This window comes from Shewanella holmiensis, from assembly GCF_025370255.1.
Lineage (GTDB): Bacteria > Pseudomonadota > Gammaproteobacteria > Enterobacterales > Shewanellaceae > Shewanella > Shewanella holmiensis.
Genome location: NZ_JAMTCD010000023.1, coordinates 1 through 19,524 on the forward strand (window position 1 = coordinate 1; position 19,524 = coordinate 19,524).

18 protein-coding genes and 3 tRNA genes are annotated in these 19,524 nt (G+C 41.9%); 6 read left to right on the forward strand and 15 right to left on the reverse strand.

The genetic code is table 11. From position 1 onward, the window contains the following. Nucleotides 1-569 precede the first annotated feature (569 nt). The 9 genes from NE535_RS15070 to NE535_RS15110 all read right to left on the reverse strand — a co-directional run bounded on the left by NE535_RS15070 (nt 570) and on the right by NE535_RS15110 (nt 10,613). The gene (locus NE535_RS15070) at nt 570-1,529 is read right to left on the reverse strand and encodes a hypothetical protein (protein WP_261299437.1); all 960 of its coding nucleotides are present in this window, start codon (nt 1,527-1,529) and stop codon (nt 570-572) included. 96 nt (nt 1,530-1,625) lie between these two features. Continuing rightward, on the reverse strand, nt 1,626-2,081 hold the full coding sequence (locus NE535_RS15075; RefSeq protein WP_261299438.1) for a hypothetical protein: 456 nt from the start codon (nt 2,079-2,081) through the stop codon (nt 1,626-1,628). A 97-nt stretch (nt 2,082-2,178) separates the two neighbouring features. Further along, the gene (locus tag NE535_RS15080) at nt 2,179-2,760 is read right to left on the reverse strand and encodes a hypothetical protein (protein WP_261299439.1); all 582 of its coding nucleotides are present in this window, start codon (nt 2,758-2,760) and stop codon (nt 2,179-2,181) included. A 427-nt stretch (nt 2,761-3,187) separates the two neighbouring features. Then, nucleotides 3,188-3,697, reverse strand: a complete 510-nt coding sequence (locus NE535_RS15085; protein WP_261299440.1) for a hypothetical protein — start codon at nt 3,695-3,697, stop codon at nt 3,188-3,190. A 323-nt stretch (nt 3,698-4,020) separates the two neighbouring features. Then, a complete protein-coding gene (oleD, locus tag NE535_RS15090) occupies nt 4,021-5,079 on the reverse strand; it encodes a 2-alkyl-3-oxoalkanoate reductase (protein WP_261299441.1) in 1,059 nt (352 codons plus the stop codon). After that, nucleotides 5,079-6,776: an olefin beta-lactone synthetase gene (oleC, locus tag NE535_RS15095; RefSeq protein WP_261299479.1), complete on the reverse strand. Its 1,698-nt coding sequence runs from the start codon at nt 6,774-6,776 to the stop codon at nt 5,079-5,081. Before oleC ends, oleD begins: the two co-directional genes overlap by 1 nt. Nucleotides 6,777-6,934: 158 nt before the next feature. Beyond that, nucleotides 6,935-7,828, reverse strand: a complete 894-nt coding sequence (locus NE535_RS15100; protein WP_261299442.1) for an alpha/beta fold hydrolase — start codon at nt 7,826-7,828, stop codon at nt 6,935-6,937. 51 nt (nt 7,829-7,879) lie between these two features. After that, nucleotides 7,880-8,929, reverse strand: a complete 1,050-nt coding sequence (locus NE535_RS15105; RefSeq protein ID WP_261299443.1) for a 3-oxoacyl-ACP synthase III — start codon at nt 8,927-8,929, stop codon at nt 7,880-7,882. A gap of 304 nt (nt 8,930-9,233) precedes the next feature. Beyond that, complete coding sequence (locus tag NE535_RS15110) at nt 9,234-10,613, reverse strand: methyltransferase (RefSeq protein ID WP_261299444.1); 1,380 nt, start codon at nt 10,611-10,613, stop codon at nt 9,234-9,236. 114 nt (nt 10,614-10,727) lie between these two features. Here NE535_RS15110 and NE535_RS15115 point away from each other — a divergent pair, with 114 nt between their 5' ends. Both NE535_RS15115 and NE535_RS15120 read left to right on the forward strand, forming a co-directional pair. After that, the gene (locus tag NE535_RS15115) at nt 10,728-10,952 is read left to right on the forward strand and encodes a DUF1289 domain-containing protein (protein WP_261299445.1); all 225 of its coding nucleotides are present in this window, start codon (nt 10,728-10,730) and stop codon (nt 10,950-10,952) included. Between the two features lie 35 nt (nt 10,953-10,987). Continuing rightward, on the forward strand, nt 10,988-11,203 hold the full coding sequence (locus NE535_RS15120; RefSeq protein WP_261299446.1) for a TIGR02450 family Trp-rich protein: 216 nt from the start codon (nt 10,988-10,990) through the stop codon (nt 11,201-11,203). A gap of 147 nt (nt 11,204-11,350) precedes the next feature. Here the strand turns inward: NE535_RS15120 and NE535_RS15125 are convergent, their stop codons facing one another. Then, nucleotides 11,351-11,704 carry a YajD family HNH nuclease gene (locus NE535_RS15125; RefSeq protein ID WP_188843541.1) on the reverse strand — a complete coding sequence of 118 codons (354 nt, stop codon included), beginning with the start codon at nt 11,702-11,704 and terminating at the stop codon, nt 11,351-11,353. A 109-nt stretch (nt 11,705-11,813) separates the two neighbouring features. Continuing rightward, nucleotides 11,814-12,338 (reverse strand): BCCT family transporter, encoded by a 525-nt coding sequence (locus tag NE535_RS15130; protein ID WP_261299447.1) that lies wholly within the window; start codon nt 12,336-12,338, stop codon nt 11,814-11,816. A 295-nt stretch (nt 12,339-12,633) separates the two neighbouring features. On the opposite strand from NE535_RS15130, the gene NE535_RS15135 reads away from it, so the two are divergent. The 4 genes from NE535_RS15135 (at nt 12,634) to panP (ending at nt 18,272) form a co-directional block, all read left to right on the forward strand. Further along, nucleotides 12,634-13,785 carry a sugar diacid recognition domain-containing protein gene (locus tag NE535_RS15135; RefSeq protein ID WP_261299448.1) on the forward strand — a complete coding sequence of 384 codons (1,152 nt, stop codon included), beginning with the start codon at nt 12,634-12,636 and terminating at the stop codon, nt 13,783-13,785. A 154-nt stretch (nt 13,786-13,939) separates the two neighbouring features. Further along, a complete protein-coding gene (locus tag NE535_RS15140; protein WP_261299449.1) occupies nt 13,940-15,301 on the forward strand; it encodes a GntP family permease in 1,362 nt (453 codons plus the stop codon). A gap of 19 nt (nt 15,302-15,320) precedes the next feature. Next, nucleotides 15,321-16,487, forward strand: a complete 1,167-nt coding sequence (locus NE535_RS15145) for a glycerate kinase (RefSeq protein WP_261299450.1) — start codon at nt 15,321-15,323, stop codon at nt 16,485-16,487. Nucleotides 16,488-16,631: 144 nt separating this feature from the next. Beyond that, nucleotides 16,632-18,272, forward strand: a complete 1,641-nt coding sequence (gene panP / locus NE535_RS15150; protein ID WP_261299451.1) for a pyridoxal-dependent aspartate 1-decarboxylase PanP — start codon at nt 16,632-16,634, stop codon at nt 18,270-18,272. A gap of 239 nt (nt 18,273-18,511) precedes the next feature. Here the strand turns inward: panP and NE535_RS15155 are convergent. From NE535_RS15155 to pgsA, 4 genes are all read right to left on the reverse strand, one after another. Continuing rightward, nucleotides 18,512-18,597, reverse strand: a tRNA-Leu gene (locus tag NE535_RS15155). Nucleotides 18,598-18,647: 50 nt separating this feature from the next. Next, nucleotides 18,648-18,721 (reverse strand) — tRNA-Cys (locus tag NE535_RS15160). 18 nt (nt 18,722-18,739) lie between these two features. Continuing rightward, nucleotides 18,740-18,815 (reverse strand) — tRNA-Gly (locus NE535_RS15165). A gap of 158 nt (nt 18,816-18,973) precedes the next feature. Continuing rightward, nucleotides 18,974-19,522, reverse strand: a complete 549-nt coding sequence (gene pgsA / locus NE535_RS15170) for a CDP-diacylglycerol--glycerol-3-phosphate 3-phosphatidyltransferase (RefSeq protein WP_261299452.1) — start codon at nt 19,520-19,522, stop codon at nt 18,974-18,976. Between the last annotated feature and the right edge of the window lie 2 nt (nt 19,523-19,524).

Genomic DNA, 19,524 nt, shown 5'->3' on the forward strand with positions numbered 1-19,524 from the left:
TCTGCACACATCGAAAAAGCGTAAGATCTTACGTCGATATTTACACTATAAAGGTATCACTCGGGCTTGTTCAACACTTGGGATAAGGACGCGGCTGCGCGCGGCCTATCCTTATTCGTTAGGTTTATGACACAAAAGTTAAACCAATTTTCATGCTTGTTATAATCGCCATGTAAATTAGCACAACAATTGATTTTCTGCGCCTACGAGCAAGTAATTCATTTATTACTACACTACCTTTATTTATTATTTTCGATCGCCATAAAAGTAACCAAAAAATATCAAGTGTATATGAATTACCATTTATGACTATCTCACTTTTTCTGATCGGGCATATTCCAAGAAAGGCAGAGTAAATAAGTGTATTGTTTTCTTTCACAACAAATTTTGTAGTGAATCGGTCATATATCACATCGATAGTTGAGTCTGCAATTTCGTGTTTTTGTGATTGGATTCTCTCAAACTTCATATACAAACCTAACGCCGCAATAAGCGGACTAAAATAGTGGGTTATAATGTGTAGCGAAACGAAACCTAACCAACTGTTTTAGTTCAGTTAAATTGCCTTGTTATAGTGCGTTTTCAAAACCACATGATAAGCACATTCCACAATCAGCATGTAGTTTGTTACCTTCGCAACCTTCTTCCTCACATTGCCGTTCTATGAGTGTTCCGGTACGGTTACATATGCAACAATCATAAACAGCCATGCCTTTCTTTTGTTGGTAAGTTTCTCCAATACCATCCATGAATTCATGGTCGAAGAAATCCATTTCTGAAACTATTTTGTAACAATCAGGGCAATGAACCGATCTAGTTTTTTTCTCAAAGTTAAAATACTTCAGCACTAAAGATGGGCTTAATGCTTGTACTACTACTGTAAATTCATTAAGCAATCCGTTAACTAGGTATGCGTTACTATTAGCTTCTTCTTTAAAATGCCTAATTGAGTTTACTGGCGAATTACCTAAATACCGTTTTCTAGATTTAAACCAGTCTTTATCGTCAGAAAAATGATGATAGGTAAATAAGATAAACTCTAGTACCTCTTCTGGTTTCACTGATAGATTTTTATCGACGGTATGCATTACTTTATTTCTAATTATTCTTAAGCGTTCATTCCATTGAATGAACTTGTCAGGGAATCTAACTTCACAAACCGAATCGTGCACCTTTATCAGATCTTGTGCATCAAGAGACCTAAAAGCAGAAAAAGAGGTATCATTTTTATTACAGTTTTTTGGCCATGATTGAGGGTTTCCTGAAATTAAAAGATATGGAGAAATATCTACTATTTTCCCTTTTATATAAAATTCTACAGCTTGCTGTACCAAAGCAGTGGAAGTAATTAAAGTCTGTTTGGCGGAATCCCAATATCTATCTGCTTCATTAGCATGAGGAGAGTCTTCTATCAGTCCTAAGACTTCATCAAACTCACTTAATAGCTCAACGACTGAGTCCCAAGAAGAGTTTAAATAATCTTCAGAGGTTTTAAAAAAATCTTCTTTTGTTGGAAAGTCTATAATCAAAAGCTAACCCTGTATTGGTGAAGCACTATAACGCCCACACTAAGGGGCTTTTAATAGTTGGCTATAATGTGAAGCGAAACGGAACCGAGCCAACTGTTAAAAGTCCCGCTTTAGTTGATTTTTAGCTGTAATTTGCCACCGATTTAGATAATAAAATACAACACCGTGCAAACTGCCAACAAGTCCAGCAACCAAACTTGAAGGTATTGCAATAGTGAAAATGTACTCCAATACTTGCCACCCGTTTGCACCAAGTAGCGGACCGCCAGCAGCAAGCACCTCAGAAGATATAGACCAACCCCAAAAGATACAGCTAGCTATGAAAGCCCACTTAAATCCATCGATTGCATACAAAGATACAGTAGCTTTACCCTGGAGCAATATCTGAGCTAGTGCTGATGTACGATAAGATACCAACGCTGATACAGGCACCAAAATAAATAAAATAATAGGTAAAGCCCCCCACCAATAAGAAGCGAGCGACATCCCTATTACTGACCAAGTTATTAAAGTAAATAGCCCGTTTATTAAACCAATTTTTTTGGGTGACACAGTTCTCTCGATTACAGCTAACGCCGCAAGCAGCGGCGAGCATTAGCGAGTCCAGCACCGAAGGTGCGAGGCTGACTTGCCTTGTTATAAGACATCACTAAATATACAAGTCATTGTTTTTTAAAACATCTCTGATTTTATCGCCATCTTTCAAAATTGTTTTATAAATCCATTTGTAGAAATATTTACCGTTATTGGCAATTACAGCTCTGGCCTTTTCTTGTCCAACAACTGCGGTAAGTGCATCTAATTCCATCAAGCAAACTGCCAAATGAAGATACGTTGAGGACTCGCTTCTAGCTCCTTCTGGATAGCCTACAGGCACTTCTGGATAGATTTTTTTTAGCGCCGATATGGTATTTTTTACCTGCTCTTTCCTAGAGTCTTCGTACCAATGGATTTGTTCATGCAGCAACTGAGATAACCCAGAAAGATCGGCATCTGGTCTTGAAGCTCCAAGTGTTAAAACCGGATGACTGAAAGGACTTCTCGTTGTCTCATCTATGACTATTTTTTCGGTGAACCACCATTTTTCCAGATCGTACTGCTCAATCAATCGAAATATCTGTGCTTTCTTTGCTTGCTCGGCCGCAGAATTATTTGCAAGTGAAATACTAATATCTTCCTTTGCGTGTGATTGGTAGCAACACATAAGTAGAGCCAAAATTATGTACTTCAAGATTACCTCCTTGTCTTATAACAGCTTATTGAACGGCGCATCATTCAATGTCGGCCATTTAAGTTATTGATTAATAACATCCTACATTTGCTATCTTATTGATGTAAAGCACTTTTTATTTCAACAATCGCAAAACAAAGCGTGCAAAATGTTTTTCAATATTATTTTTTTACTTGCTAGCTAAAAAACACTTTAAAAATAAATACCTTACAAAAATCTCGCTTCAATACCACCTACTACTTATGAATGATTTTTGACCTGATAATTCGTCAATCTGCCAAAAAACATTACAACTGTATAAAGATACAGGTATAAATAAAAGCGGGCGAATTTATCAAACATAGCGATTATTTAGGCTTAATTCGAGTAAGGCATATAAATTAACCATTCCGCCCACCTTTAATAAATCCACATCACGCATTTTGACCTAAATACGCTGCCACACTTCCTGCTCTTTCAACACACCGTTTTCAATCCGTTTAGTGAATAGCTTGTCTTGCTTGAGGGTGTATTCAAATTTAAACGCCGCGCCTTCTGCTACCCCAAATGAATTAAGCTCTGGGGTTTCAATATAATATTTGTCGCTAAATTGATAAGTACCAGTACCAGCGGCCCAAAATTGTTTACTGCCTTGCACATCTTTAATGGTGGTGAAGCTGAAATGACTATCTGAAATGATTTTAATTGAGCGTAAATTAAGATGTTGGTAATCGACCCATTGCTGCTTTTCATCAAGATATTGACCTGATACTAGCTGCCATGTACCAATTAACGGATTAGATTGGAGGCGTTCTTGCTTGGCATAAGCCGCTTCAAGTTGCGCATTTAATGGAATAGTATGGCCTGTTTGCACTATTGCCACACTTGTTAGCAATAACATCACACTGCAATGCTTGAGTGTACTAAAACTGGATACTGCCATTGCCTTAATATTCATTACACTATTTCCCTATAGTTTTGAGCACTCGTTTTAGCTTTGGTTTTAGCTTTGAGCGCTAGTTTTAGCTTTGAGCACAAGCGTGAGTACCAAGCCAATATCCCAAATAGCCTCAGCATTGTTTAACTTGCAGTTAATATTATTGATTTACATCACTTTGGTAAAAATTTCGCGCTATCACCCAATAACAAGCTGATACTGACTTTTGCGCTGACCCTGTTTTTGCGCTGATACAGTTTTTACGCTTACGCTGATGTTAACTGCGCCATCATAACTTAAAAACTGCTTGGGTAAATTACACTAAAGTATGGATGTTTTACCGATTATAAAGATTGCTTTAGGCGTAACATGCCTTCATCGATTGATACCAATGGCTGATAACCTAAGTCTTGTTTCGCGGCACTAATATCAAAATAGTGGCTGGTTGATAACTGCTTAGCCACAAACTTGGTCATGATGGGTTCTTCGGCTTTATTTAATGCCAAATAAACCGACTCAAGCAGTGCTCCAACCCCATAAGCTAATCTTGCTGGCACACGTTTGGTAACCGGCGGTAAATCGACACAGGCTAATATTTTATTGAGCATTTGTGCCATGGTAATAGGTTGGTCATTGCTTAAAAAATATGCTTTACCAGCAGATTTAGCCACAGAGGTTAAATCAACCGCCGCAAGAATATGGGCATAGGCCGCATTATCCACATAAATGGTATCGACTAACTTATCCTGCTTACCTACCAATTTTAATCGCCCTGCTTTGGCTCGCTCAATCACCCGAGGCACCAAATGAGGATCATTCGGCCCCCAGATAAGATGTGGCCTTAAGGCGGTGGTTTTTAAACTTGGGCTGTTCGCCGCAAGCATGCTTTTTTCAGCAATCGCTTTTGACTCGCCATAATAATTCAAATACAGACCAGCATAGGGCGCTTGCTCATTGATACCATTTTCGTCTTGGCCAGCAAACGTCACACTTGGGGTGCTGGTATAAATTAAATATTGAATATTTAAACGCTGACAAGCCTTAATAATGTTATTTGCGCCGTCAACGTTAGGTGAGAAATAGCTTTGCTTACTGCCCCACACTCCGGCCTTAGAGGCGACATGAAAAACCAAATCACAACCCTGCATCGCCGCTGTGACTTGCTCAGCGTTAGCAATATCACCTTGAATAACCTGCACGCCCATTTGAGTTAATTGGGGGTAGTCACTTCTTGCAAAGCCGACTACGGCAATACCCGCTGCAATTAGTCGTTTGCAAATGGCAAACCCTAAAAACCCTCCTGCCCCAGTAACAAAAGCCTTAGTCACCTTTTGGTTAAGTTGATTGAGTGCAACTTGTTCTTCAATAGGATAATCACTCAGCATAGTGTGTTGTTCAGCCATTATTCTTTCCATTGCTTTTGAGCCCAAACGGCTAATTTTTCACGAAATATTTTAGCATTATGACGCACATCAACCGGAAATTCTGGATGAATTAAAAAGCGGCTTATCCCCTGGGTATGTGGATGGGCATTAGCAAGTTCGAGTAAGGCCTGATAAAGCACTTTTGAGGTAGAGCACACCACCCCTTTATGCAGTTCGATACACACTAAAGGCACTACGTTGCCATCAATCGTCACTGGCACTAATGCTGAACGTTTCACTTGCTCATGGGTATTAAAGACTCGTTCACAGGGTATTGAAAAATAACGTTTTTCAAATTGCCCTTTTACATTTGCATCCACACGGTGGGCTTTGCGGCCACACATCCACAGGTGGTTATTCTCATCTAGATAACCAACATCGCCCATACGGTGGCGCATTTGCGTGCCATCTTGTATTTTTGCTCCGGCGGTGGCGCTATCGCGTTGATAGTAAGCTTGGCTGACCATCGCACCTTTAACCACAATTTCACCAATATGGTTTACAGGTAAGCTTAAATCGTCTGTCCAGTGCGCGATAGGTTGCTCAACGATATCAATTATCGCTATTTCAACCCCCTCAATGGCCTGCCCAACACAAATGCCTGCGCCTTGATCGGTTTTATCTGTGGTGGTGAATAATGCGCTACTGGCAATTTTACTGATGGGTAACGACTCGGTAGCGCCATAGGAGTTAAGCACTTCGACGTTAGGCTCAAGCATTTTACTGAAAAGTTTAATCGATGAAATGGTTGCTGGCGCGCCGGCTGAAATTACCCGCTTTACTGAAGTCAGCTTATGTTGAGTTTGCTCTCCCGCCTGCCCTAATCGCTCAAGTAGTGCAGGGTTAACAAACATATTACTGCATTGATACTGCGAGATTGCGGCAAATAAGTGTTTAGGCTCCGCGGTAATAGGTTTGCTGGCATCCATATCTGGCACAATTGACGCCATGCCTAAGGCGGGGCCAAATAACGAAAACAGCGGAAAAGTCGCTAGATCGCGCTCGCCAACATTAATGCCGTAATCGTATTTTAAAGCACTGATTTGCGCTTCAAACATTTTATGGCTGTATACCACGCCTTTGGGCGTGCCGGTACTGCCGCTGGTAAACAGTATGGCGGCCATTTGGTCTTCGGCTAATTTCACCATAGGGTAACGATTGTACTGAGTACCATTAATTTGTTTTAACGACTCAATACTAAGGCACCCCGCCAGCCAGCGTTGAATACGATTACCGCCGACATTAATGCAATACTTAACAGAACCCTTGCCCCAGCCAAGCAATCGCCTGGCAATGTGAGCTTTGGGGATGCCGATAAAGGCATCGGGTTTGGCTTCAATAAAGCATTGTTTTAAATTGCTAACTCCCATGCCTGGATCAACTAAAATGGGAATGATTCCGGCTTTAAACAGCGCAAAAGTGAGATTAAAAAAAGCGATACTAGGCGTCACCATTAATACCGCTTTCATACCTTGCTTAATACCTGCGGCATTCAGTTTATAAGCCAACTCATCAGATTTCTTATCGAGTTCGGCAAAGGTTAGCTCTTGATACTGATATTGTCCGTTATCTTTAGCCTGTTGTACTGCAACTGCTAATAAATCAGGGCTATGCAGAGCAGCATTCACGAGATGCTGACACAAATTAGCATATTCAGTTACTGCGTGGGTTTGCATGTGCTGATCAGCAGTGGGATCAGGTAAAGGTGTTGAATGAGTCATAAATAGCTAAGTTACTTAATCAAAGTGGAATAAAAATAATGCCAATTAAATCAATTTGCCGTAATAAATGGCAAAACGCCTCAGTCTTTAATAAAAAAGGCTCCGAAGAGCCTTTAGTTTTGCTTGATAAAACCTTGAATCAGCCCAATCACATCGTCACTGGCATCTTCTAAAATATAATGTCCACAGTCTGCAAACTCATGAACTTCCGCATGGGGCATACGCACTCGCCACTCTGCTAAAAAATGTTTATCAAACACAAAATCTTGTAAACCAAAACAAATCAAGGTGGGCACATCCGCAAACTTAGCTAGGCTATCACCAATGTCAGTGACTAAATCAAAGTTACGATCACCTGGCTTTAATGGGATATCCTGCACAAAACGGATTGTAGAAATACGATTTTTCCACGAATTAAATGGCGCAACATAGGCTTCACGCACGGCTTTATCCATGGGTTTACGCTTAACACCCACGTAAGACGCCGCTGAAGAAAATGCATTTAAACCACGCACTAATAAGGTGCCTAACAAGGTTTCACGGCAAATCCATAAGGCCCAAGGAAACGGTTTAGACTTAGGTAAATGAAACGCTGCGGTATTCAAATACACTAGGCGCTTAATGCGCTCAGGGTGACGAGCAGCAAATCCCGTCCCTATCATCCCGCCCCAATCATGACATACTAAGGTGATGTTCTCAGTAATGCCTAAATTGTCTAATAGGGCTTCTAAATCATCAATACGATTGTTTAGGGTGTAATCATAATCGGGATCGTTGGGTTTGTCGGATATACCACAACCAATATGATCAGGCACAATACACTGATGGTTAACACTAAGCGCACTGACTAAATTGCGAAAGTAATAGCACCAGCTTGGGTTACCATGAACCATAACAACAGGTTCGCCCTGGCCTTCATTAATATAGTGTAACTGATGGCCATTTCTATCTAAAAAATGGCTTTCAAATGGCAGTAATGACTGTAACTGTTGTGTGTGCGACGTCATGATGTGTCCTATTGAATATGTGTTATTTTTTGTTCAATTAGTAAGGGAGTGTTACCACTTAAGCCCTAACATCATGCAGTTCAAACCACTGCCTATTCCTAAAAAGCTGACCTGATCGCCTTGACGTAAAAAGCCAACATCGTGGGCAATAGCCGCCGTTACGGGTAACGATACTGTGCCCATATTGCCAAGGGTTTGGTAGGTCGGATATTCTTTTTCTTGTGGAATATTTAACGCGCTAAGCACCTGTTTACGGTTTGACGCGCCAACCTGATGACAAATGACTTTATCAACTTGTTCCACTACCCAATCACGCTGGGCTAAAAAATGGTCCCAGGTGTGCTTGGCTAAATCAACGCCTTCTTTTAATAAAGTCACGGCATCGGTTCGCATAAATTCACGGTACAGCATATGGCCGGCTTCTTGTAAGCCCCATTCACATAGGTTGTGATGCTCGGGTGCCGATAAATGGCTTGCGCCAAGAAGTTGATGTTGGCGAGTGTTTTTAAGCGATAAGCTGCCATCGGTTAAAATTACTGCAATAGCACCTGAACCACCGGTTAAGGTTGCCAATGACTGAGCAAAATTTTGCATTGTTGGTTCAGCTAACATGTGATCAATGGTTGCTTCAACAATATCGCGAGCGGATTCACATGACACCACCATGCCAGCTTTAATTTGACCAAGCTCGATACGATTAGCGATGTCTAAAATACCCGATAACACACCAAGACAAGCATTACTGATATCGTAAATCGCGGTATCTTTTGATACCCCAAGTTCAGCGGCTATTCGACACGCGGTTGCAGGTTCGTGTTGGTCTCGACACACACCTGTGTAAACCACAGCACCTAAGTCACTTACGTTAATGCCTGTTTCGTTCATCGCTTTGGTCGCCGCAGCAATAGCACCGTCTGATAAACGATATCCTTTTGGCCACCAACGACGCTCAGTGATCCCCGTTAAGGCAGCAAGTTGCCCCATAGGAATGCGAAACTTTTTATATAAAGGCGCAAGACGAGATTCTAGATCTAGACTTGAGACAACTTGAGGTGCTAGCTCATAAGCTAGGCTATTGATAAACACACGAGAGTATTTCATTAAACCATTTGTTCACTTTTACTCAATACCACTCAAACTTGGATTTATTATCCAAATCAAAGGATCATTTTGACCTAAATGTCGTTACATTGACATCGCTGTTTGGCGGTTTGATTATTGTAATTCACTATTAGCCCGACATTTGAACAAGAATGGCTTAAAACTGCAATAAAAAACCGTTAAAACTCGGCGGGTTTTCGTATTTAATTATTCGATTGTTGTGCGTTTTGTTTTTCACTAGATAACTGAATCAATCAGATTTTTCTAAAATAAAACAGTCTAAACAAAAGCTTAATAGTAAAATTTAAACCAAATGTATTTTCTCGGCATGGATTAAGGCATTTCTTGGGGTGATTTCATTTGCGCAAAAATCAGTCAACTTTACGTGATAGTGATGTTCAATTAAGTAGCAAACTCTGTCGAGTAATAACCATTGCTCAATTGCTTGTCTAAATAGGTGCCTGACTAGATCAATTCGTTGGGTCAGCTTTTGTCGTATTTTTCCTTGCTGAAGATAATCGTCATAAATCACATTATCAGGCAACACTAGCTGCTTTTGTGTCGCAGCCCATCGGCAAAAATCTTCAAAGCTACCACTTAACTGGCTTTGCTTTATGGTCGGTACGGGTAAATATTCGTCGCACTGACGTATCACCCTCTGCAAATTATCAAAGCCTAAGCGCCACATGACTTCTTGTTTACGTAGGGCATTTTGCCTATCGTTAGCTATCACGCTTTGTTGTAATGGTAGTTGTAGATCATGGCGTGACAACTGAAAACGCGCCGCTTTAGCGCTCGCTGAAAGGGGTTGATATTCATGACTTTGGATCAAATGATAACAACAGGGTGAAATGGATAGTTTTTCTGTTCCCACCTCACTGGCTATACGTATTAATCGAACATGCAAATCACCACAGGCATGCAAGGCTACAGCATGTTGAGGCTGCTTAATTGGCAAAGCGTTGTGGTCTTGAGCTAAATCGGCAAAGGCATCTGCACACACAAATTGTTGGGCCAGCTGCCATTTATCAGCAAAAGTTTGACCTTGCTGACACAGCACTTGCTGCCACTCTAAACTTGTCACTTTACGATCTTGGGTTTTGGCAATCAATCTGCCTAAGTGCCCTTTGCCTGCGCACCACTCAAGTATGGGTAGCTGGCTATCATCATGGCTAAATACCTGCGCTGTAAACGCGGTAATTTGTTGCCACTTACGCCCTTTTATGTGGGCGCTAAAATGACTTAATCCAGCATCATCTAAAGATACGTCGGCTTGCGTAGCAAGACTTTGGTTCATCTTAGCGCCAAGCAGAGGTAACAAATCAGTAATGTTAGCTTGAGGTGACGCCTGCATGTCTTGCTCAAGTGATGGCTGTAATAGCGCTAACAAAGTGTCCGGGGCATTATCGAGTGCATCGATATTTTCATCGGCTATGTTAGCCACTGTATCAGCCAATAAAGGGAAGCGTTGCTGCCAGGGTAGTTGCTGACAATCAAAGGCTACAACTTGCCATAAGTCTTGAGTCGCGGTGAGTAAATTTGATAATTGCGACAAACGCTGCGCATAGGCGGCTTGGTTATGGTGATGAGACTGAGAGTGCGGTTCTGAATCACCCGTTTGCGTTAACGCATCATATTGACTTAAAGGTGTAATGGACGTCGTCACTCGTTTTTTTTCAGCCATGATCAAATAAAACACTTTCAATTGAATATGCGTAATTGTAACAGCTCAATTTTAAACATGATAATATTGAGCCAATAACCCGAAGTTAAACGTATAACAAATAGGTAAATGCAAATGCACTCCCCTTGTGTTGCCCGATGTGGCCTAAATGAAGATGATTATTGCATGGGCTGCTATCGCCATATTGATGAGATTGTCGTTTGGTCATCTGCCAGTGACCAGCAAAAAAAACAGATTTTGGCTCAGCTTGAAGCCCGAAAAGTACAATTTTCGGATAGCGAAAATAACCAGACATTGTCTAGAGCTAAATGGCTTGAAGCTGAAAAAAGACTTATTTAAACATGTGTTATCACGTCTAATAATCAGGTGTCTCGATGAACAAAATTAATCCGGCTAAGTTACTCAACAGTAAGTGGACTGCTGTCAAACCGACAAATAAAGAAAAACATTTTTTGGTCACGGATATTGAGTTTGATGAGCAAGGTGTTGTGTTGAACTGCGAGATAGAAGCGGTGATGTCAAAACGGATTATACCAATAAACTGGCAAGAATTAACCGATCCCCTGCGGTGGATTCAAGGCTGGAAGTAACTCGCTTTAGGCCTGATGTTCATCTGAACCGCCATCTGAACCGCCATCTGAACCGCATCCGCTTTTGCACCAAGAATCAAAGTAAGTAAACACACTTCAACCGGACGACTAACTTGTGTTGAAGTGTGCAGAAGCAACAAATTAATACTATTTTTTCATCATTGCTTTCAGATCAGCAAACGGGTTATATGTTGCTGCATCTTGTTTAGTTTCTGTCGTGCTACCGTAACGAATAAGCTCTTCAAAACGCGAATGCTCATTATCATGGCAATATAAGCACAACAGCTCCCAGTTAGTGCCATCAGATGGGTTATTATCATGATTATGATCTCGGTGATGCACTGTTAATTCACTCAAATTTTTATGGGTGAACTCGCGAGTACAGCGGCCGCAAACCCAAGGGTAAAGCTTGAGCGCCTGTTCACGATATCCCGTTTCACGTTTGGCTTTGTACTCTCTTGCTTCCGCCAATACTTTATCTAATTTGCTCTCGCCAGCCATGTTTGCCTTAACCTCACCACCAAAAAATTACCCCAAGGATAATAAGGCTTATCGCTTGGGGCAATGAATTTGTTTTGCAAATGCACAAAAGCGCATTATTTATCTTCTATTAATCGACAAGTTCCGCATGGGATAAATGCAAATAATGAAGATAGCGTTCATATTGGGTCACAATATCCGCGGTGATTTGATCTTGGGTATAGCCCATCACATCATACTGTTGACCGCCGTGTTCTAAAAACACTTCAACGCGATAATAAGCCTGTTCCGAGTCGATATTTTCTTCGGTTGTTCCTGTCACGGTAAACGCACGTAAGCGCAGACCATACACAAAATACAAAGGATCGTCTGGGCCAATAACCAAACGCACTCGTTCATCTTTAAAGATGATATCGGCTAACTGGCCTTTTTTGATTAGCGTCGCCCGCACCTCTCTTAATGTTGGCTGCGCTATGGTATCAATAAAGGTTTGTGCGTCTTCTCGGGTCGGCATCGACACCAAAACATCAAGCCTATCTTGCCAGGTCATATTGGCTTTTACATATTGCACGCTGGTATTGTGTGATTGCACACTATTGATTTTCAGCCAGTCATCTTTTAACGCTTTATACAGGCCGGCGCACATTAATAACAACGAGGTGCACTTGTTCAAACTAGTAGTTTTATTAAATTTATCGATAAGTTTAATAAGTAGTATTAATTAAAAAAGCACAAAAAAACAGCGGTAATACTAGCTTAAATCTACAACCTTAGGGGCAAAGTATGACGATTAATTTGATCAAAATTCGCTGTTTTGTGCCTTTAAACATATTCAATGGCTGACGCTGCCAACACTAAACCCAAACTAAGCGCTTGACATCATCAACATATACAATTTGTGCAAATGCTCATAAAATGCGAATCTAACCTATCAATCAAACAGCATTCTTATGTTCCAACTCAATCATGCCCTAGCGCAGAAAATTGTTAATCGCACCATGAAGATCATTGGGCATAACATCAATGTGATGAACGCACAGGGTGTCATTTTAGGCTCGGGTGATAAGTACCGCATTGATACGGTTCATGAAGGCGCATTACTGGCGATAAGCCAAAATAGAGATGTGGCCATTAACCATGATGTTGCCTCGAGTCTGCATGGCGTTAAACCCGGCTTAAACTTACCGTTGCATTATCACGGTGAAATTATTGGGGTTATCGGCATTACAGGTCAACCCGAAAGCATCAAGCAATTCGGTGAGTTACTGAAGATGACCGCTGAAATGATTGTCGAGCAAGCAACATTGCAACAACAACTGCAATGGCAAAACCGCCAAAAAGAAGAATTTATTTTACAGCTAATAAAAGCAGATACCACCAGTCTTCCAAACCTGAAGCAATGGGCATTACAACTTGATATCAATCTTGATAAGCCGCGAGTGGTAGCGATTATTGAGATCGCTCCCAATCAGCAACAACATCAACACAGTGAAACCTTAAAACAAATCATGTACCTGCTGCAAAATCCAGATAGGGACAATTTAGTTGCGATGACATCATTAACGCAATTAGTCATTTTAAAACCTGCTTTTCTGGATGGAAAACAATGGAACCCTGAGCTAGAGAACCAACGTATTGATAAATTAATGCAGCGTATACCCGCCAATATGCAGCTGAATTTTACCATTGCATTAGGTCATTACTTTACCGATGAGTTAAGCATTGCGCACTCTTATTGTACCGCCCAAGAAACCCTTGTTATCGGGAAAAAAATTCACCCCAATAAATCAAAATACCTTTATGAAAATTACAGCATCCCTATTTTAATGGCCGATTTTCGCCACCACTGGCGCGGAGACTCTTTAGTTGCGCCCTATTTGAAACTGGTGAAAGTTGACAAAAACCAGCAATTACAAAAAACTTTAGCCGCCTATATCACCCACCTCGGCAATCAAAAATCCTGCGCTGAAAGTCTGTTTATTCATCGCAATACATTAAGATATCGATTAGACAAAATAACCCAAATTACTGGCATTGAATTGCATCAATTTCAGGGCTTACTTAGCTTGTATCTAGGACAATTAATTCACTCATCGGGATAATCAAGGTTCAAAAACACAGTAATTGTGCACTTGCACAATTCAATGATGATATTTAGTCAATTATCTTGTACTTAGGCACAAAGTATTCTGCTTATATTTAAACAATAATAATCCACCCTCAATAGCGACACTAAAAAAACCAAGAGCCTACACTATGAGCATGATATTGATCCTAATCGGAGTCATCGCATTTATTGTTATTGCGACCTCTAAATTTAAACTCCATCCTTTTCTTACTTTAATTCTCGCCTCATTTATTGCGGCATTTGCTTATGGGTTACCCAGTGGTGACATAGCGAAAACCATCACCGCAGGATTTGGTGGGATATTAGGTTACATTGGACTGGTCATCGTACTAGGCACCATTATTGGTATTATTCTTGAAAAAAGTGGCGCGGCTATTACGATGGCTGATGTGGTAATTAAAGTGCTCGGCCAACGTTTTCCAACGCTAACTATGTCTATTATTGGTTACATTGTTTCTATTCCCGTTTTTTGCGACTCAGGTTTTGTGATCCTTAATTCACTAAAACAATCGATGGCCAATCGAATGAAAGTGTCGAGCGTGTCCATGAGTGTGGCACTTGCTACAGGTCTTTATGCGACACACACCTTTGTTCCCCCGACGCCAGGCCCCATTGCTGCAGCAGGAAACTTAGGCTTAGAGTCACAGCTTGGATTAGTGATCGCTGTGGGTGTATTTGTCGCGGCTATAGCAGCGTTTGCTGGAATGCTATGGGCAAATCGTTTTGCTAACGAGCAACCAGAAGGCGAAGGTGCCGAAGAACTCAATACGCTTAAGCAGCAAGATTACGAACAGCTAAAACAAAGTTATGGCACACTGCCTAGCCCAATAAAGGCCTTTGCACCTATTTTTATTCCCATTTTGTTGATTTGTTTCGGATCAATTGCCAGCTTCCCGTCAAAACCCGTTGGTGAAGAGGCCCTATTCGACATCTTAATGTTTTTAGGTCAACCAGTTAACGCGCTGATGATTGGATTAGCCTTAGCATTACCGTTGTTAAAATCAGATGAAAAAGTCAAAGAGTTCAGTGACCGTATCGGCCAAGGCTTAGTGGTTGCCGCACCTATTCTACTCATTACCGGCGCAGGTGGTGCATTTGGTGCCGTACTTAAAGCGACTGAGATTGGTACCTATTTGGGCAGCAGTTTATCGGCATTAGGCATTGGTATTTTCATGCCGTTTATTGTCGCGGCGGCGCTAAAGTCCGCTCAAGGTTCATCAACGGTTGCATTAGTTGCCACATCGGCATTAGTCGCGCCATTGCTTGGCGATATTGGCTTAGCGAGTGAAATGGGACGAGTATTAACCGTGATGGCTATTGGCGCTGGCGCGATGACTGTCTCCCATGCCAATGACAGCTTCTTCTGGGTAGTGACTCAATTTAGCCGAATGAGTGTTAAACAGGCATATAGAGCACAAACCATGGCGACCTTAATTCAAGGCGTTACGGCGATGGTTGTCGTTTATCTTCTTAGCCTAGTGTTATTGTAAAACAGCATAGAGAGCCCATATGAAAATTGTTATCGCCCCCGACTCCTTTAAAGAAAGTTTATCGGCAATGGAAGTTGCTGAAGCTATTGAGCAAGGCTTTAAACAGGTGTTCCCTGATGCTGAGTATCACAAAGTTCCCATGGCCGATGGCGGTGAAGGTACGGTTCAGGCCATGGTCGATGCTACTGCAGGGGAGATCATTCATTTAAATGTTCAGGGGCCTTTAGGCAATATCGTGCCCGCCTTTTATGGCATTTTAGGGGCAACAAACAATACGCCTAAGACAGCCGTTATCGAAATGGCTGCTGCATCGGGTTTGCATTTAGTTGCCCGCAATGAGCGCAACCCACTCATTACCAGCTCTTATGGTACCGGTGAGCTAATTAAAGATGCATTAGACCGAGGGATCAGGCACATCATTATAGGATTAGGGGGCAGCGCCACCAATGATGCCGGCGCAGGTATGCTAAAAGCCCTCGGTTTTTCTTTGGTTAATCATGCAGGTATCGCCATTGATGATGGTGGCGCGGGGTTAATAGATTTAGCGAAAATAGATGATTCTCAATGTCACCCTCACCTTAAAGAGTGTCAATTTGATATTGCTTGCGATGTCGATAATCCTTTGTGCGGTGCCAAAGGCGCGTCGGCCATTTTTGGTCCGCAAAAAGGCGCGACTGCACAGATGGTCACACAACTTGATGACGCGCTAAAGCACTTTGCACAGCGGGCTTATCCGCAATGGAACAGTAACCAAATTGACAACATGCCGGGAACTGGCGCCGCAGGTGGAATGGGGTTTGCTATAGTCGCGTTTTTGAAAGGGCGACTCAGCCCTGGGGTTGCCCTAGTGGCAAATGCAGTTGGATTAGCTGACGCATGTAAAGGCGCGGCACTGGTCATTACTGGCGAAGGCCGAATTGATGGTCAAACCGTCTTTGGTAAAACGCCTATGGGCGTGTTGCAAACGGCGCAGCAATATGGTGTCCCTGTAATCGGGATTGCAGGCTGCTTGGGTGATAATGCTAATGCGATGCTCAAGCAAGGGATGACTGCAATATTTCCTATTATTCCTGGTATTGCAACCTTAGAACAGGTGTTGGCTGATGCTGCAATCAATTTAACCAATACCTCTGCAAATATCGCAGCATTAATTAACGTAAATATGTCACGCTCACACCCAAGTTAACTCGCCAGCATTGACGATAAAAACTTGAAGCAAACTAAGCCATAAAGTAAAGTTAGCCCCTTATTTCGTCAATGAGTATAAGTCGTGATGTCATCAAGATCTTATACTCATTGAGGCGCTTTTTTATTATTACGGCAAGCCTAAATGACCTCAAATACACCCCGTCAAGCAGATGCATCTGAGCAAAGCTTACTGCGCATTTTTACCGTGCCGGAAGATGCCAACTCCACTTTAAGCATCATTGAACAAAAGCTTTCGCAAGATCTAGCGGGTTTTTTAGGTAACAGTATTGCCGCATTAGAAAAACCATTATCTGAAATCGAAACAGATTTTAAAGCATTTGAAATTCCTGCAGCACCGCGTTTTGTCTCTGATTACACAGATGAGATCATGCAAAATTTAGTGGCTCACTCAGTGCATACATCAGCGCCAAGCTTTATAGGCCATATGACATCAGCACTGCCCTACTTTGTGTTGCCGTTGTCAAAAATGATGGTTGGCCTCAATCAAAATTTAGTCAAAATAGAAACATCAAAAGCCTTTACCCCGCTAGAGCGCCAGGTTTTAGGCATGATGCATCATTTAACCTATGGCCAAAATGATCATTTCTATCAGCAATGGATGCACAGTGCTAATCACTCATTAGGGGCTTTTTGTTCGGGTGGGACAGTAGCAAACATCACTGCGTTATGGATAGCTCGTAACCGTGTACTGCAAGCCGATGGCGACTTTAAAGGCGTTGGGCGTGAAGGAATGCTTAAAGCCCTACGTCATTATGGCTATGATGATTTAGCCATTTTAGTGTCTGAACGAGGTCACTACTCGTTAGGGAAAGCCGCGGATTTACTCAGCATTGGTCGAGATAATATCGTGAGTATTCCAACTGATGAAAACAATAAAGTCGATGTGAATGCCATGCGTGATGCCGCGTTAGCGCTGCAACAACAAAATATAAAAGTGATGGCAATTGTTGGCGTAGCAGGTACAACAGAAACCGGTAGTGTTGACCCGCTGTGTGAATTAGCTGCACTGGCCGCCGAACTTGATTGCCATTTTCATGTTGATGCCGCTTGGGGCGGAGCGAGTTTATTATCAAACAAGTACCGTCATTTACTTAAGGGGATTGAATTAGCCGACTCGGTGACTATCGACGCCCATAAGCAAATGTATGTCCCTATGGGCGCTGGCATGGTGTTGTTTAAAGATCCCGAGTTAGCCCACACCATAGCGCACCATGCGGAATATATTTTACGTGTCGGCTCAAAAGATTTAGGCAGTCAAACCCTCGAAGGTTCACGTCCTGGCATGGCGATGCTTGTACATGCTTGCCTGCAAATAATTGGTCGTGAAGGTTATGAAATTTTGATTAATAACAGCTTAGAAAAAGCGCGTTATTTTGCTCAGCTCATTGAACAGCATTCAGAGTTTGAATTAGTCACTCAGCCAGAACTGTGCTTACTGACATATCGGTATGTCCCTCAGTCCGTACAGTTAAAGCTGACAAAAGCGATTGCTGACAACAACTTTGTAATGGTTGCCAGAATTAATGCGCTTTTAGACGGTTTAACGCAATTCATTCAAAAGCATCAGCGCGAGCAAGGTAAATCATTCGTATCACGAACTCGTATTCGTCCTGCAAGGTATCAAAGACAGCACACAACCGTGTTTAGAGTCGTACTCGCCAATCCATTAACTAGCCATGAAATTTTGGCTGACGTGCTAACCGAGCAAACCCAAATAGCCCAATTAGATAATGAGTTTTATCCGCAGTTATTAGCGCTATAGTTTTTTGTTGCAAACTAAAAGCCTCAACAGTTTGTTGAGGCTTTTTTTATAAAAATAACCTGTACTAATAATGAATTGCTCGCCTGATTTATCAAGCGTGAGGCATTTTGCGTTTTCAAGAATCTACATTAAGCATAAAGCCATAAGAATATTGCAGACATAAAAAAGCCCCGACGCAATGTCGAGGCTTGTTTATCCATTACTCAGTTTCGATATAAATATCAATGTGAGTCTAATAATGGTACCCGAGGCCAGACTTGAACTGGCACGCTTATTCAGCGAGGGATTTTAAATCCCTTGTGTCTACCGATTCCACCACTCGGGCAAAGTGTTGTTTTAACCGCTTTAACATCAAAGCCATTAAACGCAATTTAGTGGAGGCGCGACCCGGAGTCGAACCGAGGTCGACGGATTTGCAATCCGCAGCATAGCCATTCTGCCATCGCGCCACAATGTAAATAAGGATTTGGAGCGACATATCGGGTTCGAACCGATGACCTATACCTTGGCAAGGTATCGCTCTACCAACTGAGCTAATGTCGCGTAAATCTGATTAACTCGCTTTAAGCATCAAGGCTGTCTGGCTGTTAGTCTCTTGTCTACGGGGGTGCATTTTACCGATTTCATCCCCCGTGTCAATTGCTGTTTTTATTAAAACTTATCGTTTGCGCACTTAATAATCTTATTGAAGTATTTATGTGCTATTCAGCGGTTAAATCTTTCCAAGCCGCTGAAATGTAACTTATCATCGACCAAAAAGTCAGCAAAGCTGCCACATAGAACAATACATAAGCCACATTGGTTAAGAATGGCGTGGGTTGCCAAATTAAGCCGACAATAGCAACCATTTGAGCGGCGGTTTTATATTTGCCAATCCACGACACGGCAACCACACCGCGTTTGCCTATTTCAGCCATCCATTCTCGCAATGCAGAAATCACAATTTCGCGACCAATCATAAAGAGTGCGGCTAAGGTTAAATAAATATTATCATTCTGCTGAACCAGTAAAACCAACGCAGTAGACACCATCACTTTGTCTGCTACCGGATCTAAAAATGCGCCAAAACGAGTTAATTGGCCAAGCTTTCTTGCAGCGTAACCATCTAATGCATCTGTTACTGCGGCTAACCAAAATACAAATGCAGCAGCAAAAGGTGCCCAAGTGTAAGGAAGATAAAAGAAAAATATAAATACTGGCAGAAGCACTAAACGAAATAGTGTTAATGCGATAGGTAAATTAAACGGCATAA